25 protein-coding genes are annotated in these 26113 nt (G+C 42.5%); 12 read left to right on the forward strand and 13 right to left on the reverse strand.

Going from position 1 to position 26113, the window contains the following annotated elements:
• Nucleotides 1-246 precede the first annotated feature (246 nt).
• Nucleotides 247-459 carry a transcription antiterminator/RNA stability regulator CspE gene (gene cspE, locus ACE1OE_RS02720; protein ID WP_102468934.1) on the forward strand — a complete coding sequence of 71 codons (213 nt, stop codon included), beginning with the start codon at nt 247-249 and terminating at the stop codon, nt 457-459.
• 156 nt (nt 460-615) lie between these two features.
• On the opposite strand, the gene ACE1OE_RS02725 is transcribed toward cspE, so the two are convergent.
• The 3 genes from ACE1OE_RS02725 to ACE1OE_RS02735 form a co-directional block, all read right to left on the reverse strand.
• Complete coding sequence (locus ACE1OE_RS02725) at nt 616-873, reverse strand: YdcH family protein (protein WP_372062514.1); 258 nt, start codon at nt 871-873, stop codon at nt 616-618.
• Between the two features lie 167 nt (nt 874-1040).
• Nucleotides 1041-1805, reverse strand: coding sequence for a RecX family transcriptional regulator (locus ACE1OE_RS02730; protein ID WP_449210025.1), 765 nt, complete (start codon nt 1803-1805; stop codon nt 1041-1043).
• Between the two features lie 176 nt (nt 1806-1981).
• On the reverse strand, nt 1982-2491 hold the full coding sequence (locus ACE1OE_RS02735) for a nuclear transport factor 2 family protein (RefSeq protein WP_449210026.1): 510 nt from the start codon (nt 2489-2491) through the stop codon (nt 1982-1984).
• Between ACE1OE_RS02735 and ACE1OE_RS02740 the strand changes: the two genes are divergently transcribed.
• Nucleotides 2490-2687 (forward strand): hypothetical protein, encoded by a 198-nt coding sequence (locus ACE1OE_RS02740; RefSeq protein ID WP_449210027.1) that lies wholly within the window; start codon nt 2490-2492, stop codon nt 2685-2687. The two genes, ACE1OE_RS02735 and ACE1OE_RS02740, sit on opposite strands and share 2 nt — an antisense overlap.
• 168 nt (nt 2688-2855) lie before the next feature.
• Here the strand turns inward: ACE1OE_RS02740 and ACE1OE_RS02745 are convergent, their stop codons facing one another.
• Nucleotides 2856-3008, reverse strand: a complete 153-nt coding sequence (locus tag ACE1OE_RS02745; RefSeq protein ID WP_198593084.1) for a hypothetical protein — start codon at nt 3006-3008, stop codon at nt 2856-2858.
• A gap of 478 nt (nt 3009-3486) precedes the next feature.
• On the opposite strand from ACE1OE_RS02745, the gene ACE1OE_RS02750 reads away from it, so the two are divergent.
• Both ACE1OE_RS02750 and ACE1OE_RS02755 read left to right on the forward strand, forming a co-directional pair.
• Nucleotides 3487-4011 (forward strand): DUF3332 family protein, encoded by a 525-nt coding sequence (locus ACE1OE_RS02750; protein ID WP_449210028.1) that lies wholly within the window; start codon nt 3487-3489, stop codon nt 4009-4011.
• Between the two features lie 178 nt (nt 4012-4189).
• The gene (locus tag ACE1OE_RS02755; RefSeq protein WP_449210029.1) at nt 4190-5107 is read left to right on the forward strand and encodes a LysR family transcriptional regulator; all 918 of its coding nucleotides are present in this window, start codon (nt 4190-4192) and stop codon (nt 5105-5107) included.
• Between the two features lie 9 nt (nt 5108-5116).
• On the opposite strand, the gene ACE1OE_RS02760 is transcribed toward ACE1OE_RS02755, so the two are convergent.
• Nucleotides 5117-5599 carry a MarR family winged helix-turn-helix transcriptional regulator gene (locus ACE1OE_RS02760; RefSeq protein ID WP_449210030.1) on the reverse strand — a complete coding sequence of 161 codons (483 nt, stop codon included), beginning with the start codon at nt 5597-5599 and terminating at the stop codon, nt 5117-5119.
• A gap of 117 nt (nt 5600-5716) precedes the next feature.
• Here ACE1OE_RS02760 and ACE1OE_RS02765 point away from each other — a divergent pair, with 117 nt between their 5' ends.
• Nucleotides 5717-6592, forward strand: coding sequence for a DMT family transporter (locus ACE1OE_RS02765; protein WP_449210031.1), 876 nt, complete (start codon nt 5717-5719; stop codon nt 6590-6592).
• A 141-nt stretch (nt 6593-6733) separates the two neighbouring features.
• On the opposite strand, the gene ACE1OE_RS02770 is transcribed toward ACE1OE_RS02765, so the two are convergent.
• The 4 genes from ACE1OE_RS02770 to ACE1OE_RS02785 form a co-directional block, all read right to left on the reverse strand.
• Nucleotides 6734-8512: a polysaccharide lyase family 7 protein gene (locus ACE1OE_RS02770; RefSeq protein ID WP_449210032.1), complete on the reverse strand. Its 1779-nt coding sequence runs from the start codon at nt 8510-8512 to the stop codon at nt 6734-6736.
• A gap of 130 nt (nt 8513-8642) precedes the next feature.
• Nucleotides 8643-9461 (reverse strand): hypothetical protein, encoded by an 819-nt coding sequence (locus ACE1OE_RS02775; protein WP_449210033.1) that lies wholly within the window; start codon nt 9459-9461, stop codon nt 8643-8645.
• A gap of 74 nt (nt 9462-9535) precedes the next feature.
• On the reverse strand, nt 9536-11254 hold the full coding sequence (locus ACE1OE_RS02780) for a hypothetical protein (protein ID WP_449210034.1): 1719 nt from the start codon (nt 11252-11254) through the stop codon (nt 9536-9538).
• A 68-nt stretch (nt 11255-11322) separates the two neighbouring features.
• Complete coding sequence (locus ACE1OE_RS02785) at nt 11323-12891, reverse strand: polysaccharide lyase 6 family protein (RefSeq protein WP_372062406.1); 1569 nt, start codon at nt 12889-12891, stop codon at nt 11323-11325.
• 749 nt (nt 12892-13640) lie between these two features.
• On the opposite strand from ACE1OE_RS02785, the gene ACE1OE_RS02790 reads away from it, so the two are divergent.
• A complete protein-coding gene (locus ACE1OE_RS02790; protein WP_372061384.1) occupies nt 13641-14351 on the forward strand; it encodes an oligogalacturonate-specific porin KdgM family protein in 711 nt (236 codons plus the stop codon).
• Between the two features lie 135 nt (nt 14352-14486).
• Here the strand turns inward: ACE1OE_RS02790 and ACE1OE_RS02795 are convergent, their stop codons facing one another.
• The 3 genes from ACE1OE_RS02795 to ACE1OE_RS02805 all read right to left on the reverse strand — a co-directional run bounded on the left by ACE1OE_RS02795 (nt 14487) and on the right by ACE1OE_RS02805 (nt 17985).
• On the reverse strand, nt 14487-15215 hold the full coding sequence (locus tag ACE1OE_RS02795; protein WP_241903177.1) for a 3'-5' exonuclease: 729 nt from the start codon (nt 15213-15215) through the stop codon (nt 14487-14489).
• 3 nt (nt 15216-15218) lie between these two features.
• Entirely contained in the window at nt 15219-17132 is a 1914-nt protein-coding gene (locus ACE1OE_RS02800) for a DUF294 nucleotidyltransferase-like domain-containing protein (RefSeq protein ID WP_102468922.1), read from the reverse strand.
• 130 nt (nt 17133-17262) lie between these two features.
• Entirely contained in the window at nt 17263-17985 is a 723-nt protein-coding gene (locus tag ACE1OE_RS02805; protein WP_102468921.1) for a FadR/GntR family transcriptional regulator, read from the reverse strand.
• A gap of 289 nt (nt 17986-18274) precedes the next feature.
• Between ACE1OE_RS02805 and ACE1OE_RS02810 the strand changes: the two genes are divergently transcribed.
• The 4 genes from ACE1OE_RS02810 to ACE1OE_RS02825 all read left to right on the forward strand — a co-directional run bounded on the left by ACE1OE_RS02810 (nt 18275) and on the right by ACE1OE_RS02825 (nt 21007).
• Complete coding sequence (locus tag ACE1OE_RS02810; protein WP_372061388.1) at nt 18275-19051, forward strand: SDR family NAD(P)-dependent oxidoreductase; 777 nt, start codon at nt 18275-18277, stop codon at nt 19049-19051.
• Between the two features lie 59 nt (nt 19052-19110).
• Complete coding sequence (locus ACE1OE_RS02815; RefSeq protein ID WP_102468919.1) at nt 19111-19827, forward strand: FadR/GntR family transcriptional regulator; 717 nt, start codon at nt 19111-19113, stop codon at nt 19825-19827.
• A 23-nt stretch (nt 19828-19850) separates the two neighbouring features.
• Nucleotides 19851-20171: a cupin domain-containing protein gene (locus ACE1OE_RS02820; protein WP_102468918.1), complete on the forward strand. Its 321-nt coding sequence runs from the start codon at nt 19851-19853 to the stop codon at nt 20169-20171.
• A gap of 188 nt (nt 20172-20359) precedes the next feature.
• Nucleotides 20360-21007 (forward strand): FadR/GntR family transcriptional regulator, encoded by a 648-nt coding sequence (locus ACE1OE_RS02825; protein WP_102468917.1) that lies wholly within the window; start codon nt 20360-20362, stop codon nt 21005-21007.
• A gap of 579 nt (nt 21008-21586) precedes the next feature.
• Here ACE1OE_RS02825 and ACE1OE_RS02830 read toward each other — a convergent pair.
• Complete coding sequence (locus ACE1OE_RS02830; protein WP_449210035.1) at nt 21587-23365, reverse strand: sodium:solute symporter family transporter; 1779 nt, start codon at nt 23363-23365, stop codon at nt 21587-21589.
• A gap of 695 nt (nt 23366-24060) precedes the next feature.
• Here ACE1OE_RS02830 and ACE1OE_RS02835 point away from each other — a divergent pair.
• Together ACE1OE_RS02835 and ACE1OE_RS02840 are read left to right on the forward strand one after the other, a co-directional pair.
• Nucleotides 24061-24813, forward strand: coding sequence for an oligogalacturonate-specific porin KdgM family protein (locus tag ACE1OE_RS02835; RefSeq protein WP_449210036.1), 753 nt, complete (start codon nt 24061-24063; stop codon nt 24811-24813).
• A gap of 204 nt (nt 24814-25017) precedes the next feature.
• Nucleotides 25018-26112, forward strand: coding sequence for an ABC transporter ATP-binding protein (locus ACE1OE_RS02840; protein ID WP_449210037.1), 1095 nt, complete (start codon nt 25018-25020; stop codon nt 26110-26112).
• Nucleotide 26113 lies beyond the last annotated feature (1 nt).

Below are 26113 nucleotides of genomic sequence, written 5' to 3' on the forward strand. Positions count from 1 at the left end.
GAAAAACAAAAAAAGACTGTACAAAAAACAAACAATCTATACTATAGCGCTCAGTTGTTCAGAGAGTTATTAAATGCAGCATCGAGTACAAGTAAAACTTCCACTACTAAAACCATGTTTTTGTAGCTAGGCGTTTCCCTTTTATTTTAGCGTAACATGATATAATTCAAGCAATTAACAAACTGATAGTTATAACAGTTTGTTAACATTGAACTTTTCTTAAATCAAATGAATAAGGGGCATCACATGTCTAATACAACAACTGGTACAGTAAAATGGTTCAACGAAACTAAAGGTTTCGGTTTCTTAACTCAAGATAACGGTGGCGATGATGTATTCGTACATTTCCGTGCTATCGCATCTGAAGGTTTCAAGACTCTTAACGAAGGCCAAAAAGTGTCTTTCGAAGTAGAGCAAGGCCAAAAAGGTCTTCAAGCTAACAACGTTGTTGCTATCTAATTAGCCATTACTACGTAAGCTTTTACGAATAAACGAAAGGTCGCCATTGGCGGCCTTTTTTGTGTCTGTTAACGACATACTGCCAACCTCAACAGCCAAAATAAGTGCCGATCGTCTTCACCAGAACGACACTTTAACGTGACACTCAGTTACCGCCTAGTGACTGGCTTGTTCATGGTGTTCGGTCAACTGCTTATAAAGGATATCTTTGAGCTCCATACGCTTAAGCTTGAGCGCGTGCATACTGTCGTCATCGATCGGACTGCCTGAGATCTCTAACTGGCGAATATCATAATCAAGTTGATGGTATTGCTGAAGATTGGCTTTGAAGGTTGGATCGTCGTGATTGAGTTGCACTATATCTAATTTAAGATCAGGAAAATCTAAAATAAAGGCATGGTTTTCGTTGAGCATCGGCATTCCCTCTTCCATCGAATTATCTTCAGTATAGAAGTAATTCGACGAGAGAAATGTGGCTTGAAACGCAAAGTAAGTCGATGACGAACAAATGTAATACGTGTTAGCCGAGATAGAAATGGGCGCGATACTCTGTACGAATATAAATTCGTCCCGCTATCAGATTATTTTTCACTAGCCTCACTAAGTGCGTACTGGATTTCTTCCGAAGAGAACCCTTTACGGCTCAACATACCGTATGCCTTACTGCGTTCATTTCTATTACTGACATCGTACGATTTCTTTTCTAACTGTTCTAAACACTGTTGGAAAAAATCAATCTGCTCAGATTCCATTAATCGATTAAGTACTGCGTCTAAGTCTGAAATATCAATTTTGCGCTGGCGCAACTCCTGACGAATAACAATCAAGCCTTTGCCTTTTCGAACCAACTTCAGTACTTCCTTTTCGAGATCGGCCTTTTCCGCTTTGATCTCTAGCTTCGATTGTAACTGTCCTACACTCACGTGTTGATTCACCGCTTCTCGCACTTGCGCATAACTGAATCCACGATTTTGCAGCGTCGAGTATAGCTTTTCTTTACTCATCGTAAACGATTGATAGTAATGATTAACTCGGTCGATCAAAATGGTTTGCTCATCAATATTCTTGTCATTTTTGACCTTATCGATGCATTCCAATATCAGTGCTTCTGAGATCCCTTTTTGCTTTAGCTTTTTAAGGATATAACTCGAACCGTACTCTCCCATAAATGCGCGCTCACTAAATTGCTCAGCGAACACTTGATCAGACTTTAGGTAACCAAAGTCCTTGAGTTTATTGATTGTGTCAGTAATCCATTCTTCGTTATCTGTCTTTACTCTAAGCTTACTCAGCACTTCACTTTCAGTCATATCCTGGCGGCCTAAATGCCAAAGTGCTGAATTCATAACACTTTCAATACGCGTCGCTTTTTTTATCGGATTTCGGTCAGTATTCAAATCATCGTTCCTGATTAATGAAGTGGTTAAATCAAGCGCGCACGGTTTATCGAACGCTCAAGTCACCTACTACGTTAACGCAAGACTGATTATATTCAACATCTATTGCAGTAAGATCTTTACTACTAATGTTCAGAAGGAAAAGATTGATGAGTATGAATGTTCTGCCACACGCCATTTTTCTTTTTTAAGACGAGGGTTATCGCATAAGGTCCAGACTCTAAAGGTTGCCCATTTGCGTCATACTGGGTGTAGCTCATATCGGCAACATATAATGCAACCGAATCCGACAGCAGCGTCACTTGCTCTTTGTCAGTATCAATAGTTTGCACTGATACTTTTTCAAACGCCGCCTCATACAACTCTAGAGCTTGAGCTTTCGACCATAACGGAAACCCAGCCATAACATAAGTATGATCGTCAGGTGCAGTCTCAAACATCCCCCCGACATTGGCAGAGCAAGCGTCATCCCACATTTGATGAACACTGGCTAAGACTTCTTTTTTTGTCTCCTCAGATAATGAGGCGTTCTCAAGTTTCAATTCTGATTGAGTGTTTTCTGCCAATACCGTAGAGGGAGCGATAAGCGCCCAGATGATCAACAGTAGCGGACTCGCAGTTCGACGTAGTTTCATGTGTTCTCTTCCTATAAGCCTCTCTTATCAAGGGCTACAAAATGGCCAATCAACGTTGATCGTGACTATTTCCAAACGTGTTTTTGATACTGGTGGTGCGTTGGACCGATTCCAGTTTGTGCTCCACCATTTTGGTATCAATGGACTCGACATCAATGCTACCGGTGTCCAGTCATCAATCTTTCGTCAACAATAACCTTTGATATTAAGTCCACGACATTGGGGACATACCTATTATCAACATCTCAATGACCAACGAGTAATCACATTAAGCACCCTTAGGGTGTCTATAGTGGAAAATAAAAGAATACAAACAGAAAAAGGCAGCCATAAGGCTGCCTTTAAAGAATAGACGTGTACGTAATTATGCTTTTTTAAGGTCTCTTGCTGGGTAAGTCAGCGTCGCGCCATCCACTTTAACGTGGACGTAGTGACCGCCTGCGCTTGTGCCAACAACGACCATTTGACCCAAATCCACACCTTTCGTTGCTACTACTAGATCATCAATTGCGAACATGTAAACACCTTAGAAATTAAAGAATGACTATCATTGATGCGCGCATTAAAACAGACCTAAGAGGTGACGACTAATCTGATTTTTTGTCGTGATGATTAAGCTTGCTTATACACAAACCTCTCTTTTTTCATCCTTACTTTGGCTATCAACGCCCTAGTCGTCGCATCATCAGTTCTTTATTAGTTATAAAAATAAGAAAACAGGTGCCAACCGTGACAAAAGTGTGTGTTTTTGTTTCAAACCTCATAAGAGAAAAACTTAATAGATTGATTTAAAACAATTTAAAATTTCAGACATGAGCTTTAACTCTGACTTAACGAACCATTAAGTCATATTGGTTTATCTCATTTGGTCTGAGAACTAGACTCCGTGCCTCATGACTGCCTGGCGTTGTCACACTACCCAAAGCGGTATAGTTAAACCGATGACAATGGCCTCTTTCGCAGTTTTTTATCGCTCTATTTCTACAAGGTAAATAATGAAAACCACCACCAAAATTGCATTTTTAATGGCGACTGTTTTTTCACTCAGCGGCTGCGTTGGTAGCAACGCCGTCACAGAAAAACTAATGGGATTTAACGTAAAAGTTGTCGATAACCGATACGCTCGTGCCGGCGTCAACTTCCTCTTGTCCCCAGTCTATGGTTTTACGCTCGTGGCCGATCTGTTTGTGGTCAACTCCATTGAATTTTGGTCAGGTCACAACCCAATCAACGGTAAGCCCCATATTTTTGATACCAAAACAGAAACCTACTTAGAGGTAAATGATAAGGTAGATTCAAGCCTACACGACGCGCCTATCGACCCCCTCACTATGACAACCCCTAACGCAGGCACCATCCGTTACATCGATGAAAATACCATCGAGATGGAAGTGGTACTCAATGACGGCAATACCTCGACTGTCGTAGGTATCAAACAAGGTAACCATATCCGTTACTACATTGACGATATTCTGGTATCAGAAACCACAATCGATGCATTACAAAGCGAATTTTCATAACAAATCACATAACTAAGCGCCAATCTGATATTAATAATGTTTGTCACTATTAATTATCTATAGTTAGTAAAGATACTGCTGTTAACGCATAACACGTTAATTACAGCGTATCACTAATAGAAATACCAAGGATGGTTGCTAACCTAGCAATCGCGCTAGTTGGATTGTGGTTCTCTTTATGGCTTTACACCCAAATATCGATCTTAATCTGTTTCGAGTTTTTCTGGTCGTTTTTAAATATTGCTCAATTAGTCGGGCTGCAGAAGAACTGCAAGTCACACCAGCATCGGTCAGTCAGTCAATAAAAAAACTGTCTGCAGATCTGCATACTCCACTATTTTTACGTCAAGGTAGAGGCATCGTCCCTACATTACAGGCTCAGCAACTATTAGAGCGTCTTACCCCCGTGATGGGTCAGTTCGATACCGTGATTGAAGATTGTCTGTACAGTGAATCTGGAACGTCACCGAGAAGCTTCGTCATACAAGCGCCTGAGACCATCATCTTCGAGCACATTAAAAACACAGAGCGTATACACAGTGAACAAAGCCGTTATCGAATAGAGTGGGTCGACCTTCTTCACCGCCACAGCGATAGCTATCAGACACTCAATTTCAAACACGCTGATGCCATCATCGACATCTTCCAACTCTCTGAACCGAATATGTGCAATGATTTTTTATTTGAAGATGAAGTGGTCGTGGTTGCCTCTGCGCATCATCCTAGGATCAACCACGACATCACACTGGAACAGTTTGTAAATGAGTTGCATGTCATATTGAATTATCAGTTAGGCGAATCACCGTTGTTTGACATGTTGTACAACTCAAACCCACCCAAAAGGCAAATCTTAGCCACGCTCACGTCCCTGTCATCGATGCTTACCATCACGGCGCAAAGCGAAACTCTTTGCTTGTGCCCGAAACGATTTGCTCAACATCATGCGAAACACCTACCGCTTCAAATACTCACCTTCCCAGGCCCCATTGAAGCCGCGCGTTATTGGCTCATTTACCCATTTGAAGAAGCGGAGAATATTGCAATACAGTGGCTAAAAACCACGCTAATGACATGGATGGTAGAACAACCAGAATAAATCTTCTTTTTATTCAAACTGACCCAACCAATGCTTGAGCAATTGATTCATATTTTTTTTCTGTGGTTTAGACAATGACTGAACAAGCTCTCGTTGAACGTCGACATGTTCTTCTATCATTTTGTCGATCAGTACCAACCCACCACTGGTGAGCTTAACTCTGACACTACGACGATCTTCTTCACTGTGAGTTCTTGAAATATAGCCTTTTGACTCCAGTTTATCTAAACGGTTGGTCATTGCGCCAGATGTCAGCATCATAGAGTCAATCAATTCGGAAGGCGTTAACTGGTAAGGCGTACCGCTGCGCCGTAATGTCGCCAATACATCAAACTCACCCATCTTAAGATCATATTTTTTATGAACTTCCGCTACCTGGTTTTCCATATACTTTGCAAGACGCATCATACGCCCCATCAGCGCCATCGGCTCAGTTTCTAGATCTGGCTTTTCCTTCGCCCATTGCGCTACTACGCGATCAACTGCATCCATTTTGTGTCAATCTCCATCATGACAGTCTTCATTAAAACTATTTTAACATAAAGATACTTTACAGGCAGCGGCTTCATCCGTACATTAGAGAATAATATCTTAACGTAAAGATAAAAAATGAATATATTACTCGCAATGATACCGGCTTTCTATTGGGGGACCACCTACGCGGTCACTAAGTTCTCCTTACCTGATTGGCCGCCGATTTTACTCGGCGCGCTTAGAGCACTGCCTGCTGGACTCCTGCTGATCGCGTGTAAACCAACATTACCCCAAAAGGGTGACTGGCCAATATTGTTCAGTCTTGGCTTGGTTAACATCGCGGTCTTCTTTGGGCTTATCTTTGTCATGGCACAAACGCTGCCATCAGCGATCTCTGGTGTTGGAATGGTCTCGGTGCCGGTATTTGCCATGCTTTACCATTGGTTAATTGGTAAACGTAAACCTAGTTGGATTCAAGCTATCAGCGGGCTACTGTTAGTAATCATCGCCTATTTCTTATTCTCTCCGGGCTCGATGGTCTTGAACCCAGTTGGTCTTGGTGCAATGTTGGCCGCCATCATGTGTATTGTGGTCGGTAGCAGTGTAACGAAATCTCTTGGCAACAGAATGCACTGGTGGACGGTACTCACATGGCAGCTGATTTTAGGCGGCACTATGCTGGCGATCGCGGCAGGCATTCATGCCACTATGACTCCGTCGCTGTACCTTAATGTTTACCAAAACCTTGATAGCAGAAATATTATGGGGTTATTGTGGGTTATTGGTCTCAATACTGCACTTGGTTATGGTATGTACGTTTGGTTGTTACAACGTATGACCGTTGTCGATTTTACTTTTGGCGGCATCGCAAACCCTATTGCCGGTATTGTTTGTGGGATGGTGTTACTGGGTGAATCGTTTACCACACCGCAATATGTCCTTATGGCGGGCATGATTGTCACATCACTATTACCACAAGTGATTCTCGCAATTAGGCAGAAAAAACAATAGACATGACGAACTCATAATTTCTGCACTTTCATCGCAGCGTATACTCAATTACGACAATAAAAAACGCCAGCTGAGCTGGCGTTTTTTGTACTGCATTGGTTTTTTCGAAAAACCACCACTGAAAAAAGAATCAATACCGGTTTAATAATGACGGATAGTAACCTCATCAAAGCTCACCGAGAAAAACTTATTATTGTACTTTTCTTCCGGTTTAAATTGAGGATAAATCCCAGCCTTGAAATAATAAGCGACGTCATCGTTCGTCCATTGTTCACTCATCACAATATTGCCGTTATTGGTATCAGAATAAACCTCTCCCCACTTCAAGAAACGGGTCACTTTGTTGTTTGAATCCGCGCCATTTAAATCTGAATTCTGCGTCTCAAGTCGTATCCCTTGCTCGTTTACTTCAATCACATACTGCCAATCGGTATACGCAGGATAGGTGCCCATATCAACACTGAACGACCAGTTATCACAATGGTTAATAGGGTTATCACTATCGCAGGAAACATTGCCCTTAAAAAAGTCTTGATTGAGGATAACGCGCACTGGCTTATTGCTTCCCTCCCACAGCACTTTGACAAGGGCTTGCTTGATTTCCCAACCATGAACTTGACCAACAATAACTTTAGGCAGACTGATGTTATCTGGGTAGTCGTCAACCCTAACCGTCGACGTAAGACGATGGGTGGCTGTGCCCGTTGCCGAATCATTAATGAACCAACTCGTATTACTGCTACTCGTACTGCAACTGCCGACCTTTTGCGCATTAAAGAGCTCTCTTAACTCTGAACGTATATAGCTAGAATTCGTCGTCGTGGTGCCGTAGCCCATATTCGCTCGAAAATGCATACGTCCGTCGCTAACATCAAAAAAGGACACATCCGCATCTGAATACCATAGCTCCGAGTCGTTACTCAATACCCCTTTATTAGACTGGCAATGTGCCGGTTCAAGCTCAGCAGCACTCGTACCGCCACTGCCATACCAATCATTCTTACTCGCTGGAATCGTTATCTTCCACTGGTCAATATCCCAATTATTCTCCGCTGAATAGTCACTGACCGCTGCCGTTAAAAGAGGGTACTGGACCTCAGCTTCTCCATGTTCAAATTGGTTGTAAACACCCGCTTTAAAGTAACTGAGCAATGGAGCCCAGTATGATATGTCACGAGTCGCGATGACCTGTGAATCCACCTCAATCACCAACTCACTCTCTCGGATCAAGAGCCGCATATCCGTCTCACCACTCAGGTTAGCTTTTCCTAAGTTGATGCGTTCATAGGCGTTATTACAATCACTGAGATGCTCATCTGCACTTCCTGCGCTGCAGTCTAGCGCATTGATTTTTAAGACGGCCCAATAATGCCCCTCAAAGCCATCGCGCTCAGCTTCATAGACCACCCGCAATAATGGATGAGGAATGGCCCCCGTTCCTTGCTCGTCTACACCGATATTGTGAATTTGTAGATACGTGACTTCATCATTATCGGAATTGCTATTCGAAAGAGACGCCTCAACGTCAATAGGTTGCAGACGTGCGTGAAGCTCTCGCTGCTTACCTTGTTCTGATGTATCAAAATTGTCTATCAGCCGTAATTCTGAGCGTAGCTTGTAACCCGACATCTTAAAAGTCAGATGTTCAGTGCTCGCATCGGAATAAAAATGGTCACTGTAGTAGTCGACAAATTCGCCGTTTCGCACCACCGTGGTGTGATTGCCCTCCATACCCTCGGGGTCAGAAACTTGAAGGTTAGATTGAGCAAGGATCGCTTGATAACGGGGTTGTGTATACGGGGCAACCGGGTCGGTGCCTGTATTCGGTGATGATGGCGAGCTTCCATCTTCGCCGCCACACCCGGAAAGCATCAGTGCGCTAGAAATTAAAGAGCACATAATAAGAGCATTTGATTTCATAGATAACATCTTAAACAATACAAAGTTAAAAAAGCCCCGCTCATCCACACATTAACCATGTGATACCGAACGGAGCTCCAGCTAAGCCAAACTTCAATGACGTTGTCTCATTGACTATTGGTTCTCGATACTAAAAGCGATATTTATAACCAAACTCTATCGCGTTATCACGCTTACCCGCCCAGTCGTAAGGTTGGCTATCACTGGTTTCATGGCTAGGTTTGGAAAGTTTCTGCTTGAGCTTAAACTTACCATAAAAAGCATGCGCTCGTGCTTTTGGTAAACGATATTCTGCACTGAATTCATTTTCCATGGCCAACCGCTCGTTATTGTCGTAAATATGCTGCTCAACACCACTATTATTTTCAAATGATGAAATTTTCTGTAAAACAATGGCATCCCAAACAAACGTCCAGTCATTCCATTTATACGTCAACCACAGGTCATATCGCATTTCTTTATTGAAATCATCACGGTCACTACCTGGTTTAAAGTTGCCGTTGCTATCGTAGCTATCTAAACGAATACGGTCTATATTTTGCGAATAACGGGCACGCACTTTTGCATCAAAGTTACGAGTAAAACGATACCCATAAAATGCCCCAACTCGAACATTTTTAGTGGTGTCTTTTAATTGATAATCTAATACTGGTCCCGCTTGGTGTTCATTTTTATCCCCCCAACGGAATCGATAATCCGTTTTAAAGGTTAATTCATACTGCTCTGGTGCAAAACCAGATTCATATTTATCTTCGCTACGGTCATATTGCCAAACTTGCTCGAAGCCAAACTTAAATCCATTATCCATACGATGACCGAATTCAAATTTAGGTCGGTCGGTACGGCCTTCTAATAGTTTATGTTCCCACTTTACTGTCATTGTACTGCTACCGAAGGCGGCACCACTGAACATTGCGAATACGCTCGCGGCTAATATTGTTTTTTTCATTCTGAAATCTCTTTATTTAGGCACTAGAAATACCCAGCATGCGCGTTACACGCATGCTTGAAATAATTCATTTATTATTGGAAGGTGTTGGTATTCTCTACATCATTTTGCATAGCTTCATTGCGAGCAAAGACTGCTGCTACTCTTGGGTTGTCGCTGCTACTGCCAACGGATTCAGTGACATTAACCGAATAGCCAGTAAATACATTGTTTTCAATAGTCACTAAGCAGCTATTATTATTAGTATTATCTTGAATAGCACCACTGCTTGAATTACCAAACTTAATAGCAGCCACTTCACTATTGCCAGCATCATTAATGGTAAAGTTATTGCCTTGAATAACACTACCCATTCTGGTTTCTGATTTATGACATGGAGTATAAACCGCATTGTTCTGAATATTGGATTGCAGATTGATAAATGTACTATTCAGTAATTCGAAGTAACCACTGGAATAAACAAGGCTCGCCTTATTCTCAAGCATGTCATTAGTAATATCTTGCGCGTCGATATGTAAGTTCGTTAATAAAACAGGTTTATTTTCTTCCCCTACTTGCATGATGGTGATTGAACCAGAACGTCCTTGGCTACTTTCACCGCTCGCACATGATGTTATGGCATTATTTTTAAAGCTAAGATTCTTCACCTCGGCTCCTGCCGCGCTAATATTAATGCATGCACTACCTGTGATCGTCGCAAGATTCTCACCATCCAAAACCACTTCTTTGCTTAATTCGATGATGCCCTCTGAGTAATCTTTATCCGCACCGAGTGAAATGACCTGCCCAACACTCGCCGCCTGAATCATCTCATTCAATGCATCTACATCGTTGTCTGGGTCCGTCGGTGGCGGTGTACTGCCTTCTCCAAAGTCATTACCTTCAATCTTGTTTCCACCAGTCGTGTCACCATCTACAATGGCCGCGAAAGTATCGGCATCGGTAGAAACATCGTTTTCAAAGCCAGTAAATGTGTTGCCTGTGACAACTGCGCCACATGCTTTTCCATCAAACTGCCCAGCAACGATGCCGTTAAGCGCAGCAGAGTTGCCAGTCAACTCAACCGTGTTATTGGTAAATACTGGGCTTGAGTTTCGCGCGCTGCCACCATTAATCTTGTTGCTGCCACAGTTTAGATACAAGATTCCTGTTGTCGTGTTATCAACCTGCTTGTTTAAAAACTCGCTATCTTGAATATCAACCAGACCTCGGGAATATACCCAGGCGGTAGGACTAGAAGTAGACTCAGTAAAATTCATGCCATTAAACATCAGTTTTTCTAAAACAACCGGCGTATCGCCATCGCCAACTTTACCCACATTGATAATGGAGCGAGAGGTATCCTCGGAACCACAGGTATCTAACGTGACATTGTCAAAGCTTAGGTTGCTCAACCTAATACCTGTTGTGCCTTTTAAGATAGAATCTGCCGTTGATGGGACATCAATACATGTCACACCAGTGATGACCGCCTGATCGACACCGTCATCACTCAAGTTACCATCCGCATCAACCGACGTTAGCGTGACTGGTTTTGTCAGAATCAACGTACCTATTGACGCAAAATCACCGCCGGCTTTTAGGCCAATCACCGCGCCGTGTTCTGCACTTTGAATTGCAGCAGCAAGTTCAGACACAGATTCAACAATAGTATCTACATCTTCAATAGGTGGCGGCGTTGTTGGCTCCTCAGGTACTTCCCCACCCGGAGGCTCGTCATAAAAATTACAGCCTGTTAAAGTTCCAGCAGTCATCGCCACTGCAATCAGCGTAGATAAAGTTTTGAGTTTCATATTGTTTTCGCTCTTTCGATTTGAGGGAGGCTCATTACTGAGCCTCTACATTCTGATAGTGGTAGGTCTTATTTTTTGATTCGGTAGGTCGCGCCAGTTTCATTCATTGTTAACACGGTGAGGTCCCTTGCGCCGCCGTCAAAATTTGATGCTTCTAGCAAGCCATTTTCGGCCGAGACAAATTTAGGGTCGCGGTACAATACGCCTTCCCATGGCAGCTCTGTTCCAGCGACGGAACCATAGTAGATATCGTTTTCGTAGACAGGATTAACGAGCGCGGCTACCGAGTCATTTCCCTTCAATGCCAGACTGTTCGACACACCTGCATAAGAAATATTATTCCTAAACGTGATGTCTGTACCGGCATATACTGACGTCACCTGAGAGTTGTCATATAGGCTGACACGGTGCTTTTTGTCGGAGTATAAAAAATTCTGACGAGAATCGATGACTGAATTGTTTTCAATTAAGACCTTGTAAGGCGTCGCTTGCTTGCTGAGTTCTTTACCTTTGACATCCTGGTCAAGTGTTTCACCCGCTAGCACATCGGTAATACCAGTATTGATGGCAATACCACCGCGCACGTTACCGGTACCCATCACGCGCTCAATATAGTTGTTACGAATCACGTGGCCTTCATCGTACAAACGAATACCACCGCTAAAGCGCTTGCTGTTGCCCAAGATGACGTTATTTTCAACTGTGTTATTGACACCATGACGAAGTGAAATCATTGAGGCGTTATCAATAAATGTGTTGCCACGGATGGCATTCCCAGCCGATTTTAGCGAAACCAGTTCTGTCTCACCGTCACTTTGCAAGAAGAGGTTACCCTCTATGGTCGTTTTCGATGGATAGATAGAGCTTTTTGAGTCACCTACGCGTATGGCTTCCCAGCTGTTAGAGTTATAACGTTTCGCATCAGCAATATCGAACTCGTTAAACTGGTTGTGTTTTTGGTTATAGAAAAGGTTGCCCTTAATCATATGGTGATCGGCGGTCTCATCACCGCTGGCCTTCTGAATACCAATTAATGTGCCGCGTTTATGCTTACCTTCGAATGTATTGTCGATAAGCTGGTTGTTTTTGCCATACATTGCAATCCATAAGTACTTAGGGTACTCAGAGCGTCGGTCATCGGGTTCGTAGGTGTACTTATCGTTGAAATAATAGAAAGTCGAGTTAACGAGCTGATTATCATTACCACGGAAAATAATGCCGCCCATTCGCTCAGCAGGCCCACCTTCTGTGAAGACCACGCCATCAAGGGTAATGTTGTTGCCACGTAAATTAATCTGAACCAACCCAGTGAACCATGCCGTCCCAGCTTGCTCTGCCTTGATTGTCACATTGTTCGCGGTTATATCAAATTGACCCAGATCTGAGTACTTTCCTTTTGGAATAACCAGCTCATCGCCGTCTTTTAGGTTAAGCAATTGCTCTTTTAGGGCTTGCGTATCTCCCTCACCAATCTCGCTTCCAGTGACGAAAGGTTTCGTGTTATTGGCCAGCAAAGTTTCCGTGTTAAGCCCTCGCTCAGACGCGGCCATAACGGTGTCCCCAGCGCCCTCTCCGGTAGACATGCACCCAGTAACAACTATCGTTGCGATCATCATCGCGATAAGGTTTTTGTTCATCTAAAATTTCCTCAATTTGTATGATTATATTTTTTATCATTTATTGAGGAACATCTGTGATGTAGGACTTGTTATTGATCAGGAAACATTTGGTTACAGGCTAACTGTCGGTATAAAATGACAGAGATGTAAATTTAAATTATTGATAAATATGACTTTTATTTTATAAATATAATTTTCCATATTTGCAATGAACTTTCTATAAAATTGAAATCGATCACATTTAAAAGCATATCGAGTTAGGAAATAGCAGGGTAAAATGATATTGTCAGACAATTAATGTTGACCTTTCGTTAATAACACTCGCAGAAAAATGTTAACAACAATGATGAGCATTGAGCATCTCGCAAATAAACAACCGAGATCGCCCCCGTCATGTGGTCGTTCTATCTAGCCTACTAGTGAGAAACACGATGACAAATCACCCACCTCTACTATGAAAAAGGCGCGCTTAAGACTTTAAACCTTTGCAGAAGTTCCACAACCCACCCATTTGTATTATAAAACATAGTAAAAGAACGGTAACGTGGCTCACAAAACCCACCCAATATCCGTGCTAGATAAAACCATCTTCCAAATTAAAAACAATCAATAAAAACAGCAGTTTAACTAAGACCATTTATAATTTATTTATATAAAAAACCCTAAAACCTCCTTTTTCGGTAGATCCAAATCACAGAAAAAAGTCATTTATAACCGTATTATATTTGTCATACATTAAAACAAACTAAAGTATTGAAGGGTTATAAATGAGTACTTTTAATAAGGTTACAGTAGCATTGGTATCAGTAATGGCAGCGGCTTCGGTAAGTGCTGCATCTGTCGATTTCCGTCAAGAATACAAAAATGAGTCCGGCGATTACGCAAGCCGTGTAAAGATTGGCTCTAGTGTTGGTAACCACTACTTTGGTGTGGAAGCAAAACAAAAAGGTAAGCCTTTCTCTGACCTAGAAGCGGGCGACAATGAATTTGAATATGGTTACAACTTTCAATTAGACGACCACTGGCGCGTACAAACTTCTATGCCTATTACCTTTGGTAATGGACAAACCACTTATAAGCCGCAAGTTCGTGTTCACTATAAATTTGACAGTGGTCTAACCGCTAAAATGCGTTATCGTCATGAGTTCAGAAACTATGCCGGAGATAACACAGCAACAGGTCGTGACGATGAGCAACACGGTTCCCTGAGCCGCAGCAAATTAACCGCTAACCTTGATTACAACTGGAATGCGTGGCAACTAGGTGCAGAAGCCAACTATGCAAACGACCTACTCAACAAAGAATGGAAGATGGGCACTAACGAAGAATACGAATGGGATTACAACTTCAAAATTGGCTATAAAGAAGCAGATTGGGATTGGAGACCATACGTAGAAATGGGTAACGTACAATACAGCAATGGCGACGAAAAAGGCCGTCAACTGCGTGCTCGTGTTGGTATTACTTACAGCTTCTAATTGAGAAGTTAACAGCACATTCAATAAAAGAGGCGCTCCTAGGAGCGCCTCTTTTGATTTGATACATTAAATTAATCGCATCACGAGCTATTCGTACTTTATTACTCAGTCAACAAGACGCTTAGCCCGGCACACCTACTGGCTGAGTCGGAACAACTTACCAATGCATGGGTATTGTTTGTGAAACAGGCGAGTACTTTGTGCAAGAAACAATTCCGCCGTCGCTATCGCATCAATGAGTGCATCGTGGCCATTATATTCGGGAAGCCCATATCTAGCGCGTGTTTCGGACAAGCGAACGTCTGTTTCAGTGTCTTTACTCACCGCATTCGCCATTGCCTTCTCAATCGCAAGGGTATCAAGCCACATGATGGGCAAGTTCTGCACACCGTAGTGGGTACTTAGATATTTTTCGACAAACGCCGCCTCTATCATCGACCCATGAGCAATGAGAATCCTATCTTTTGATGCACTGAAGAGCTGAGACATCGCATTATCCAAGGACACGCCATTTTGGAGCATTTCCGGGACGATATGATTAATGATAGCGGTTTCGGCCATGATACCTTCAGGCGACTCCACATAAATGTGCCTCGCACTATCAAGCTCAATAGTGTAATTATTAATGGCGACCCAGCCAAGGCTCAGTACAGAGTGTTGATCCGCATCCATACCTGTCGTTTCAAAATCCACCACGAGGTAATCGTGCATCGTGACAAGATCATCTATCTCAGGAGGGGCTGTTGTCAGGAACTCCGCAATATTGTCTGGCAATGCCGTCTGTGCCACATACTTCTGCCTTTGCTTTAAAAAATGCTGATAGACGTGAAACTGATTCAATACCGACTTTAACATGCTAGGCATACGTTATAGCCTCCCGCCAAATCGAACCTTCGCGGCTTCTTGCAAGTTCGCAATAATGCGGAATGCATCTTTTAAGTTACCGCGCTCAAAGCTACCAAAGCTGTCTGGGTTGATATGATTATCCGGTATCTCACCTTTCTTCAGTGCCTCGAGCTGATGATGCTGCCTAAACATCAAAATAAATTGATAAGCATTAATGATATTCTTCAGCGCATCGTCGCTTAACATACCGTGCTCATTTGCTCGAGTAAATCGCTCGTCGGTAGAGGACGAATCACACTCGACAGCCAATCCATAGATGCGAGCTAAATCAATGATTAAGTTAATGGCGTATTTCTTGATATTGAGTGTTTTCCGATTTTCACCCGTTTTTTGCAGTACCAGCTTGTTAAACACACCCAATGGTGGCTGCGTATTGATCGCATCCCGTACCAAGATACCCAAGAACTCACGGTTACTACGAATATTTGCGTGCAGTTCATCACGCAATACATCGGCATAATGAGCCTCACCAAAGACACAGCGAATCTCCAAAAACACGCTGATATTGAGAAGGCGCTCGTATTCAGGGTTCGCTACCCATTTCTTATAATAGTGCTTCCAAGTACTCAGTGGTTGACACCATTTAGGTGTCGCAGCCATATATTTGCCAGGGCATAACGGGTAGCTACAGGCATCTAGCCCATTGACTACATACTGAGAGAGGTGACGGAAATACACTTTATCGTTATCGGTCGCATCATCACTAAGCACGAGCGCATTATCTTGATCCGACAACATATGGACCTCATTTCGAGCATGCGAACCAGCAACAATCCATGCAAATTTACAAGGTGGTGGGCCAAGCTTATCAATCGCAATTTGAATCAAGCGACGGTTATAGGCATCCATGATCATGGACAACACTCGCCCAATAATCTCCGGTGCAACCTTGCCTTCAACCAGTGCTTCAAAAATAGCTTGTCGCTCAGCAGTAAAGCTCGATAGCGTTCGAACACTCGTGGCATATTTGATTTTTTCAATCAAGAAGATGGCTTGCATACGGTGGTTTTGGACTAAATGCGTCGTTGTTAACAGACCAACGACTTCGCCGTTTGAGACGACAGGCAGCCCTCTAACATTGTATTGCATCATGAGGGAAGCCGCATGTAAGACAAGGTCATCTGGACTAACGACTAAAGGATTTTGAGTCATTACTTCTCGAATGGGAGCATTAATATCGTGCTCTTCGGCAATAACGCGCTTTGTCATGTCTCGGTCGGTCATCAAACCAACGAGCTTGCCATTTTCTCGAACTACGGCAGTAGAGCAGCGCTTTGTCACTCGCATTTCGTGCGCGACTTTTTTGATTGGTGTATCCGCATCAACAACCGCAATCACACCACTTGCTACTTCCGAAACTTTCTTGACGAACAGGCCTTTTTCTTTGTTTGACCATACCACATCTAAAGCCGACTTAAGACGCACTTGAGCTTGCGACGCAAAATGTTCCGCATACTCTGGGTGTTGTTTAAAAATACCCTCCAATACATTATGTGGTATCAGGTAGAGTAATGTATTTTCAATAGCGACGGCTTGGTAACCCGTTTCCGATGTCACATCATCATCTAAGAACGTAAAACCAAACAAGTCTTCGGCCCCTAAGCGGGCACGAAGCACGCCGTCGGTCTTGCGCTGTTCCATTGAGCCCGTGCGAATGACATACAAGTACTTACGCTTTTTATCGCCGCACTCTTCTTGGTCTCCTTTGCTGTGGGTGTCAACCAAACCGCTGCAAGGATCAATCACATCACCTTTACCCAGATAGATGATTTTTATTTCCGCTGCAATTTGTCTCAGCAACGGATCAGAAAGCTTATCAAACGGGTCAATATGGCTCAAAAATTGGGTGATATTGGGTAACAAAGCGTGTGACATTGATGATCTCCTACGTTCTTTATGTCTTATTATATCAGTAGATAAACACTTTGGTCGTGACTGAGATAAGAATATCAAGATAAAAAAAGGGCAGCGAAAGTCGCTGCCCTTGATAAAAACTGTAAATGAATTAGCTTGCGAGTGGTAAGCGGTGATTTTCTTCTTTCAAATGACTCGCTGATGCCTCACGAGCTTTCTCACTATCACCAGCCATGATAGCTTCATAAATAGCACGGTGCTCATTGATACATGTCGAGCCGCCTTCGGATGAATGCGCAATGAAGTTAACGAACATTGTCGTTAAAATATTGCCAAACGGCAGGAAGAAGTCATTCGCGGTTGCGTTAAAAATCAAACTATGAAAACGCATGTCCACGTCCAACCACTTATCTTGGTCGAAGTTTTCTTCTTTAGAAACCTCAACCATTTCTTGGAATGTTGCGGAAAGTTCAATGCGTTGATCGGCATCTGCAAATTTAGCCGCCAATGCGCAAGCCTCTGGCTCGATGGCACGGCGAAGGCCGAGGAATTGCGCACAAAATTGTTCTACGTCGTTTAAGCCATCCATCCACTCAATTAATTGTGGATCAAGGAAATTCCAGTAAGCGCGGTCAACAACCTTGGTACCAATTTTCGGGCGTGACTCTAACAGGCCTTTCGAGGTCAATAGTTTTACCGCTTCCCTAAGTGCTGTGCGGCTGATACCGAATTGCTCACACAAGGCCATCTCGCCAGGGATAATTGAACCTTCAGGTAACCGACCAGAAAGAACACCACGAGCAATCTCTCGTGCAACCTGCACATGGATGCTTCGCTTGGAGCCTGAAATTGAATTAAACTTACTGCCTGACATATGTACTTCGCTTAGTGAAAGGTTTATGTATTATTTTAGCAGGTATTGTATCATCTAGCGTGCTTACCTCCTTGCGAAAATACCCATTTATTCGACATTCCTCTCTTTTTGTTCCACATTTTTAATACCGACATCACAGTAAACACCGCTTATTTTGAGACTTCCTTCACAACATTTCACCATTTACACAAATTATGTGACCGTAATTGTCTTTTTAAGCTAACAAACATTGACGCAATTAAGTGATATTGTATGATTAATACATATTGTAAAAATAGGTAATGCTGACATGTTCAATGATCTTAAGAACAAACGTGTTCTAATTACTGGCTCTACCGCTGGTATGGGTCTGGCAACCGCGCGCGTATTTGCGAAATATGGTGCCAAAATTGGCATCAATAGTCGTCGCGCAGGGCCTCATGTTGAAGCAGCGATAACGGAATTAACCGAGCTCGGTGCTGACGTTGCCTATTTTCAAGCAAATTTAATGGATACGAATGAATGTGAAAAACTGATCGGTGAATTCACTGACCACTTTGGTGGCCTTGATGTACTGATCAACAATGCGGGTGGCCTTGGTGGGCGTGAAAACCTTGAAAGTATTGACGACGAGTTTTATGAACGGGTAATGAACCTAAACGCGCGCTCGGCCTTGATGACAACCAAGTTTTCCATTCCTCATCTACGCCAGTCGGCGCTTGAATCAGGCCAAACATCCTGTGTTATAAGTACCGGCTCGATTGCAGGGCGCGAAGGTGGCGGTGTTGGTGCGGGGATTTATGCAGCTTCCAAAGCGTGGTTGCACGACATTCATCGCAACTGGGTAAAAGAATTTACCAAGGACAATATCCGTTTCAATATCGTGTCTCCCGGTACTATTGATACTGCGTTTCACGACGGTAAGACTCACGAACTTAAAGAAGCCATTGCAAATGGGATCCCAATGGGCCGATTTGGCAATATTGATGAAGTGGCGCCATCATTTGCGTTTTTTGCCTCACACGCTTGTAGCGGTTACATCACAGGTCAGATCCTTGACGTCAACGGCGGCCAATTAGCACCGTAGCAAATTCACGTTTCGCTTAGTGGTTAAGGGGAACGTTTTCTATTTATAAGGTCCATTTTATGGCTACTTTTCATGCAGTTGCAAGTTCAAGTCGACGAATTCACGTCCAGATAGCAAAAGAACTGGCAAGCAAAATATTAACCGGTGAGCTCAAAGAGGGAGAAAAACTCCCGAGCGAACTTGAATTATGTGAACAGTTTGGTATCAGCCGAACCGCGTTACGTGAGTCGACAAAGCTACTTTCTGCTAAAGGGTTGATTGAATCAAAACCTAAAGTTGGTACCAACATCATGCCACGTCAGTCATGGCACTTTCTTGATCCTCAGTTTTTGGATTGGGTTAAAGATACGAACAACGTACAGCGATTTCTAACGCAGTTTTTAGGACTTCGTAAGGCTATCGAACCAGAAGCATGTGCGATGGCAGCAAAAAACGCGTCCATTGAACATCGCAAAGCACTATCTGTCAGTTTTCAGAATATGACACATGCGGCCGAAAATCATGACTATACTTCATGGACACTCAACGATCACGAGTTCCATAAGACGATATTCTTGGCGACTGCAAACCCGTTTTATATCCCTTTTTCTAATATTCTGGACGCCATTTTCAAAACCTTTATCGACGAAGCCGCTGTTGGCGGTCGATTCTGCCTTGAAGAACACCAAGATATCTATGAAGCCATTATGGCGGGCGACGCTCCACTCGCCCGCTCGGCTTCTCAACTACTACTCAACGACCATAATCAACGACTGTCGTCGTTAGATGTGGCTTGATAAACAAAGACACGAGGTTAGCAATGTTTGTATATAACAAAGATGTAGAATTAGAAGACTGTGGCGGCGGTTTACGTCGTAAAGTGATGGCGTACTGTGAAGACATGATGATGGTTGAAGTACACTTCGAAGACGGTACGGTTGCAGCGCTACATAGCCACCCACACGAGCAGATCACTTACGTTATCTCTGGTGAATTTGAATTCACTATTGGCGATGTAACTAAAATCGTTAAAGCTGGCGACGTAATGTACAAAGAACCAAACATTATTCACGGCGCAAAATGCATCAAAGCTGGTGTATTACTAGATAACTTCACGCCGATGCGTAAAGACTTTCTATAAAACGTAAATATTCACGATTATATAAAACGGCTAATCACTTGATTAGCCGTTTTTTTATGCAACCACTCAGGATTCTCTTACATATCGATACAAAAAAACACCCTTGCTCACACTATCAAATAAATGTAATTATAATAAGACAATATGCTTGATATTATATTCTTAATACCACATTGGAATATTTACGCATGGAAAGCAACTACATAAAAATATCTTACAGTATCGCAAGAAATATTATTACTGGCGCTTACAAAGAGAATGCACTTCCGACAGAGGTCGACTTATCCAAGCAGTATTCCGTTAGCCGGAGTAGCATAAGAGAAGCATTAAAACTTTTATCAGCGAAAGGGCTGCTTGCATCTAAACAAAAATCGGGTACTCGTATTACACCGCGCTACCAATGGAATTTCGTGGACCCACAATTGTTAGAATGGTCTTTTGACTTACCTGAAATGAAATGTGTTATCGATCGATTTGTTCGTGTTCAGGAGTTATTTGCCCCTGAAGTCTGCGCCGAGGCAGCAAATAACGCAACTATTGAGCAAAGAATTGAATTATCTAAAACGATTCAAGCTATGGAGACACATAAATCCAATTATGATATTTGGATAAAGCTATGTCATAAATTTCATTGCCTATTATTTTCCTCTTCGAACAATGAAGTATTCACTCCATACTCAAAAATATTTAACATTATTTATAGTAACGATAATGCGTCATCAATAAATATGTCACAAAGTAAAATGTCGCTCTATTTAGATGTCTACAATTCGATTATGGTTGCTGACCACACCAAAGCCAGAAAATGTGGGGCATTACTGTTTTCAAAAATTTAGCGCTTACCTGCTCATCAGTTAGAATGCCTATTGCCATTATTGGCAGTTAGGCGCTGACTATCCACACTATAACCGTATGTATTAGTACTGCTACTATCCATATTCAATGTATCTCAATCGCTAATATCCCTAACCTCTTCCATTAATATTGCAGTATTCGAATCGCAACGCTTGTCCTTACTATACGCATGGCCTATCACTATTCTTAACAGCTAATCACTATTCTTAACGGCGAATCCCAATAATACCTCTGGTTATTATTGGGTCATCCTCTACTTTTACTCATTACTTCACAGCATTGACGTAATAACAGATACGCTCTAAACAAGAAAACAGCGGACCCTGCTTACTTCCCACTCCGCACATAAAACCTGTGACATAGCATTGAACTCAATACAAAACTGATTAAGCCAAGTGAACATCACTTTATTTAGCCGGTGTCAGTCCTTACATTTTCATCCACTTTAATCTCCAAGTGACGGCTTTATCACCAACGAAAGTAACCAGGCGAGAAAATTAAAGCAAAAAAATGCGACACCCAAAGGCGTCGCATTTTCTGTCATTTATTTTCTATCAGACTTAGCTTTCTGTCGCTGCCTCTGCCTGTTTACCGCTATCGTCTACGGCTTTCACAAGCAGCACACCGACACCACCAACAATCAGACCACAGAGGATGAACACCAAACGTCCCCACATTGGGTTGCTTAGCAAGGCCATAAACATAATACCAATACCCGCTACTGCAATCAGTTTGCCTAGCATTTGACGTTGTTTGTTATCAAGTGCTTTTTGCTCTGCTGATTCAGAAACCAGAGGAGTAGATAGGTTGCCAAAGAACTTATCAACATCCGCTTGACGCTTTTCAGTAAGAGGCTTGTAGAACAGTGTTGACAGCATGAAGAAGCCGCCTGTCAAAGTAATATGTCCCATTAGGCCAATTGCTACTTTAACATCAGACCATTCACGTTTCGTTAGCTCTTCTAGGCCGAATACTGACGATACCATCTCTGCATTGATAACAAAGCCGACATAGTAAGAGACAAATGCACCTACGATTAGCGTACCCCAACCAGCCCAGTCCGGAGTCTTTTTGATGAAGAAACCTAGGAATGCAGGAATAGTCATTGGGAAGCCGATTAGCGCACCAACATACATCATTGTATCAAATAAGCTCAGGCCTTTAAGTGAGTTGATAAACTGTGCAATAAGGATGATTGCAATACCAAACACGGTAGACGTAATCTTAGAGACAGTAACCAGTTCTTTCTCAGAAGCTTGTCCTTTACGAACAACAGTTTCATAGAAGTTCTTAACAAAGATACCTGAGTTACGGTTTAAGCCTGAATCCATTGAAGACATAGTCGCGGCAAACATCGCTGCCACTAGAAGACCCACCATACCTGCTGGCATGTATTCTTGAACAAAGTAAAGGTAAGCGAAGTCACCAGCTTTAGAACCTGCATCAGGGTACGCTGCCGCTAGGTCAACACCTTGACCAGCAATGAACCAAGAAGGCATAAACCAGATAAACACGCCGCAAAGCATAAGGATACAAGCTAGCAGTGCCGCTTTTTTCGCGTTCTTAGAATCTTTTGCCGCAAGATAACGGTAAGAGTTAAGCATGTTGTTCGTAATAGAGAACTGCTTAACAAAGATAAAGAATGCCCAAATGCTGAAGATGCTGAGGTAGTTAAGGTTATTACCAGCGACAAATGAACCGCTGTCGCCTACTGGGAAGTTGTTAACAATTTCACCAATACCGCCACCTTGAACAACCGCGACAACCGCACATGTTACGGTCACGGCCATGATGATAACCATCTGCATAAAGTCAGAGGCGATTACCGCCCATGAACCACCTGTTACCGACATCGCCAGAACAACAAGACCAGTAACCCAAATGGTCATCGTCATATCAAAGCCAAAAATGCCTGATGCAATGATAGCTAGTGCATTTAGCCAAACACCTGCCGATACCACACTGTTTGGCATTGAAGACCAAGTAAATACTTGTTCGTTCGTTGCACCAAAACGCATGCGAATGGCTTCAATTACCGTGACAACTCGTAGTTGACGGAATTTCGGCGCAAAATACGCAAAGTTCATGAAATAACCAAACGCATTCGCTAGAAAAATAATAGCGACTGCGAAACCGTCGTTGTACGCTTTACCTGCTGCACCTGTGAACGTCCATGCTGAGAACTGGGTCATGAACGCAGTCGCACCAACCATCCACCACAACATGTTACCGCCCCCACGGAAGTAATCACTTGTTGTGCTGGTAAAAGTCCTAAACATCCATCCGATTGCCATCAGGAATAAAAAATAGACTCCAACAATGAGTGTATTCAGATCCATAACTCTATAATCCTTTTTTATATATTTATTTGCTGTTACAAATCAATATATCTCGTTACGCCCTTTAATTGTAATACAATATACCTCAACGTGATCAGGTTATCGTTTTTCGACCAGATTGAAAGCCAGTTAGTTAACTGGGTCAAGTTTTGCTCAGCCAGGCTTGATGAATCATCGATTTATGTTCTCTGTTCTACTTTTTCAAACCAGAAAGCAACACAAGTCACTGATATTATTTCTAAAAATACATTATTAACATTAATATCGATTACATTTTAACCATTCATAATCAATAGGTTATAGATAAAACTCACCGACTATCTTTTTTCAGCTCAATGCACATGCCCACACAAGTGATGGGGTATAAAATTCTGAAACTATCTGTAATAAAGTGTGATCAAGCCCCACCTATCGACAAAAACTCATTCCATCAATAGTAAATGTTGATGCATTTCACAGAATAATCCTGATATTCGAATATCATTTGTCATACATTAATTCAATACAACATGTTCGTGTTACACACCACAGAAATGAGCGACGGTTAATAGCTGTTTAACATTTCAACAATGTTAACTGTAATCGCGAACTTAATAGATATAAACGCACATAAAATGTAGCGAATTTGTATCGATAGTTAAGAAGCAAAAATAATAATCTAGCAATAATATACTTTATATAAGGGAAATATCAGTATGAAACTTAAGCAATCCGCAGTGGGTGTGGCACTCGTTTTATTGGCTGGTTCAGCGGCTGCAACGAACTTAGATTACCGTGCGGAATATAAGCACACTGATGAAAAATATGCGCACCGTATTAAAATTAGCGACTCTACTGAAGTTTTTGGTGGCAAGCTTGGGTTAGGTGTTGAGCAAAAATTCCAAAGTGAAGATCAAACTGACTTTTGGAACAACGTATCACGTGGTGATTCAGAATTTAGCTGGGACTGGACTAAGAAGTTTGATGATAGCAACTGGTATATACAGCCAGGTATGCCAGTTACATTTGGCTCAAATAAAACAACATGGAAACCTCAGTTCCGTGTTGGTTATAGAGCAGATTTTGGTTTGACAACCGCTCTACGTTATCGTCATGAGTTCCAAGTTTACGATTCAACAGCAGGCACTAAAACTACAACCGATGGTAGCAAACTTACTGTGGCGGATAGCACCGTTCAACAAGGTAAATGGACGCTAACAGGTGCCTACAAATTTAGTCAAGAATCTTTGAAGAACCTTAAGTTAAGCTACGAAGCAAACTTAAACAAAAACTATGATAATGTCCGCCTTGCGAACGGTAAAGACTGGGAGTGGGATTTAGGTCTTAAGATTGGTTACAAATTTGACGCTTTCACTCCTTACATGGAATTCTGGACAGTTGACGAAGGTTCATCAGCAGAAGACAACCGCCAGCTAAGAACTCGTCTTGGTGTGAAGTACAGCTTCTAATCATTAATATTTAATTATGCACTGGTGAATAAATACATTCCTGCCTTAGTATTTATTCACCTTTATTCCCCCCTCAGTAAAATTAAAGTGATTCAAATATAGCAAGGAAGCTATATTGCTCCACTATCTATAATGCGCTTCCTTCTAATTTTTTAATTTTATATTTTAAGCACTTCAATTTCGCTAGCGAGACAAGGAAAAGTTATGTCTGGTGTTCAGTTGAATAATATCGTTAAAGCGTACGGTGATATTAGTGTCGTACATGGTATTAATTTAGAAGTAAAATCAAAAGAATTTATTGTTCTCGTCGGGCCGTCAGGTTGTGGTAAGTCAACAACGCTACGCATGTTAGCTGGCCTAGAAGAAATTACCGAAGGTGATATTCATATCAATGATCGTCGCGTCAATGATATCGCCCCTAAAGACCGTGACGTTGCGATGGTTTTCCAAAACTATGCCCTTTATCCTCACCTCAGTGTTGCGGAAAATATCGCCTTTGGACTACGTATCCGTAAAGTACCCAAGGACCAAATTACCCAATCAGTTAACGATGTAGCAAAAATTCTTGGCCTTACGAATTTGCTTGAACGTCGTCCATCTGATCTTTCGGGTGGTCAACGTCAACGCGTGGCGATGGGACGAGCCATTGTTCGTCACCCAAAAGTGTTCTTATTTGACGAGCCGTTATCAAACCTCGATGCCAAACTTCGTACCCAAATGCGAGCTGAAATTAAACGCCTGCATCACCAACTCGGTGTCACCAGTGTTTATGTCACTCACGATCAAGTAGAGGCAATGACGCTCGCTGATCGTATTGTTGTCATGAGCGACGGAAAGATTGAACAGATTGGCACACCAATGGAATTATTCAATAACCCAGTCAATACGTTCGTTGCCACCTTCATTGGCTCACCACCAATGAACCTCATTGAGGCGACCGCTGAGCTCACACCCGACGGTTGGGTTGCCCGTTTTGGCGATTCGCGTTGCATACTTCCCCACGTCAAAGGCGTGGAACACAATCAGCCTATCTTGCTGGGTATACGACCTGAATACACCGATATTACCTCTGTTCCGGACGCCTCCGCTATCTCTACTCACATTGATTTGGTTGAAACGCTAGGTTCCGAAGCGCTGCTTCATTGCCAGTTTGGAGGTAAGCCTTTTGTGGTTAAGACGGAAACACATGGGAAAGTCGACCACTTAGGGGGGATCGACACGCTCTATTTCCGTACCGATGCGATTACTGTGTTCGATAAAAACACAGGGCAAGCATTACCACGCGAAACGATTAACTAAC

It is taken from the genome of Vibrio sp. E150_011 (assembly GCF_053544015.1).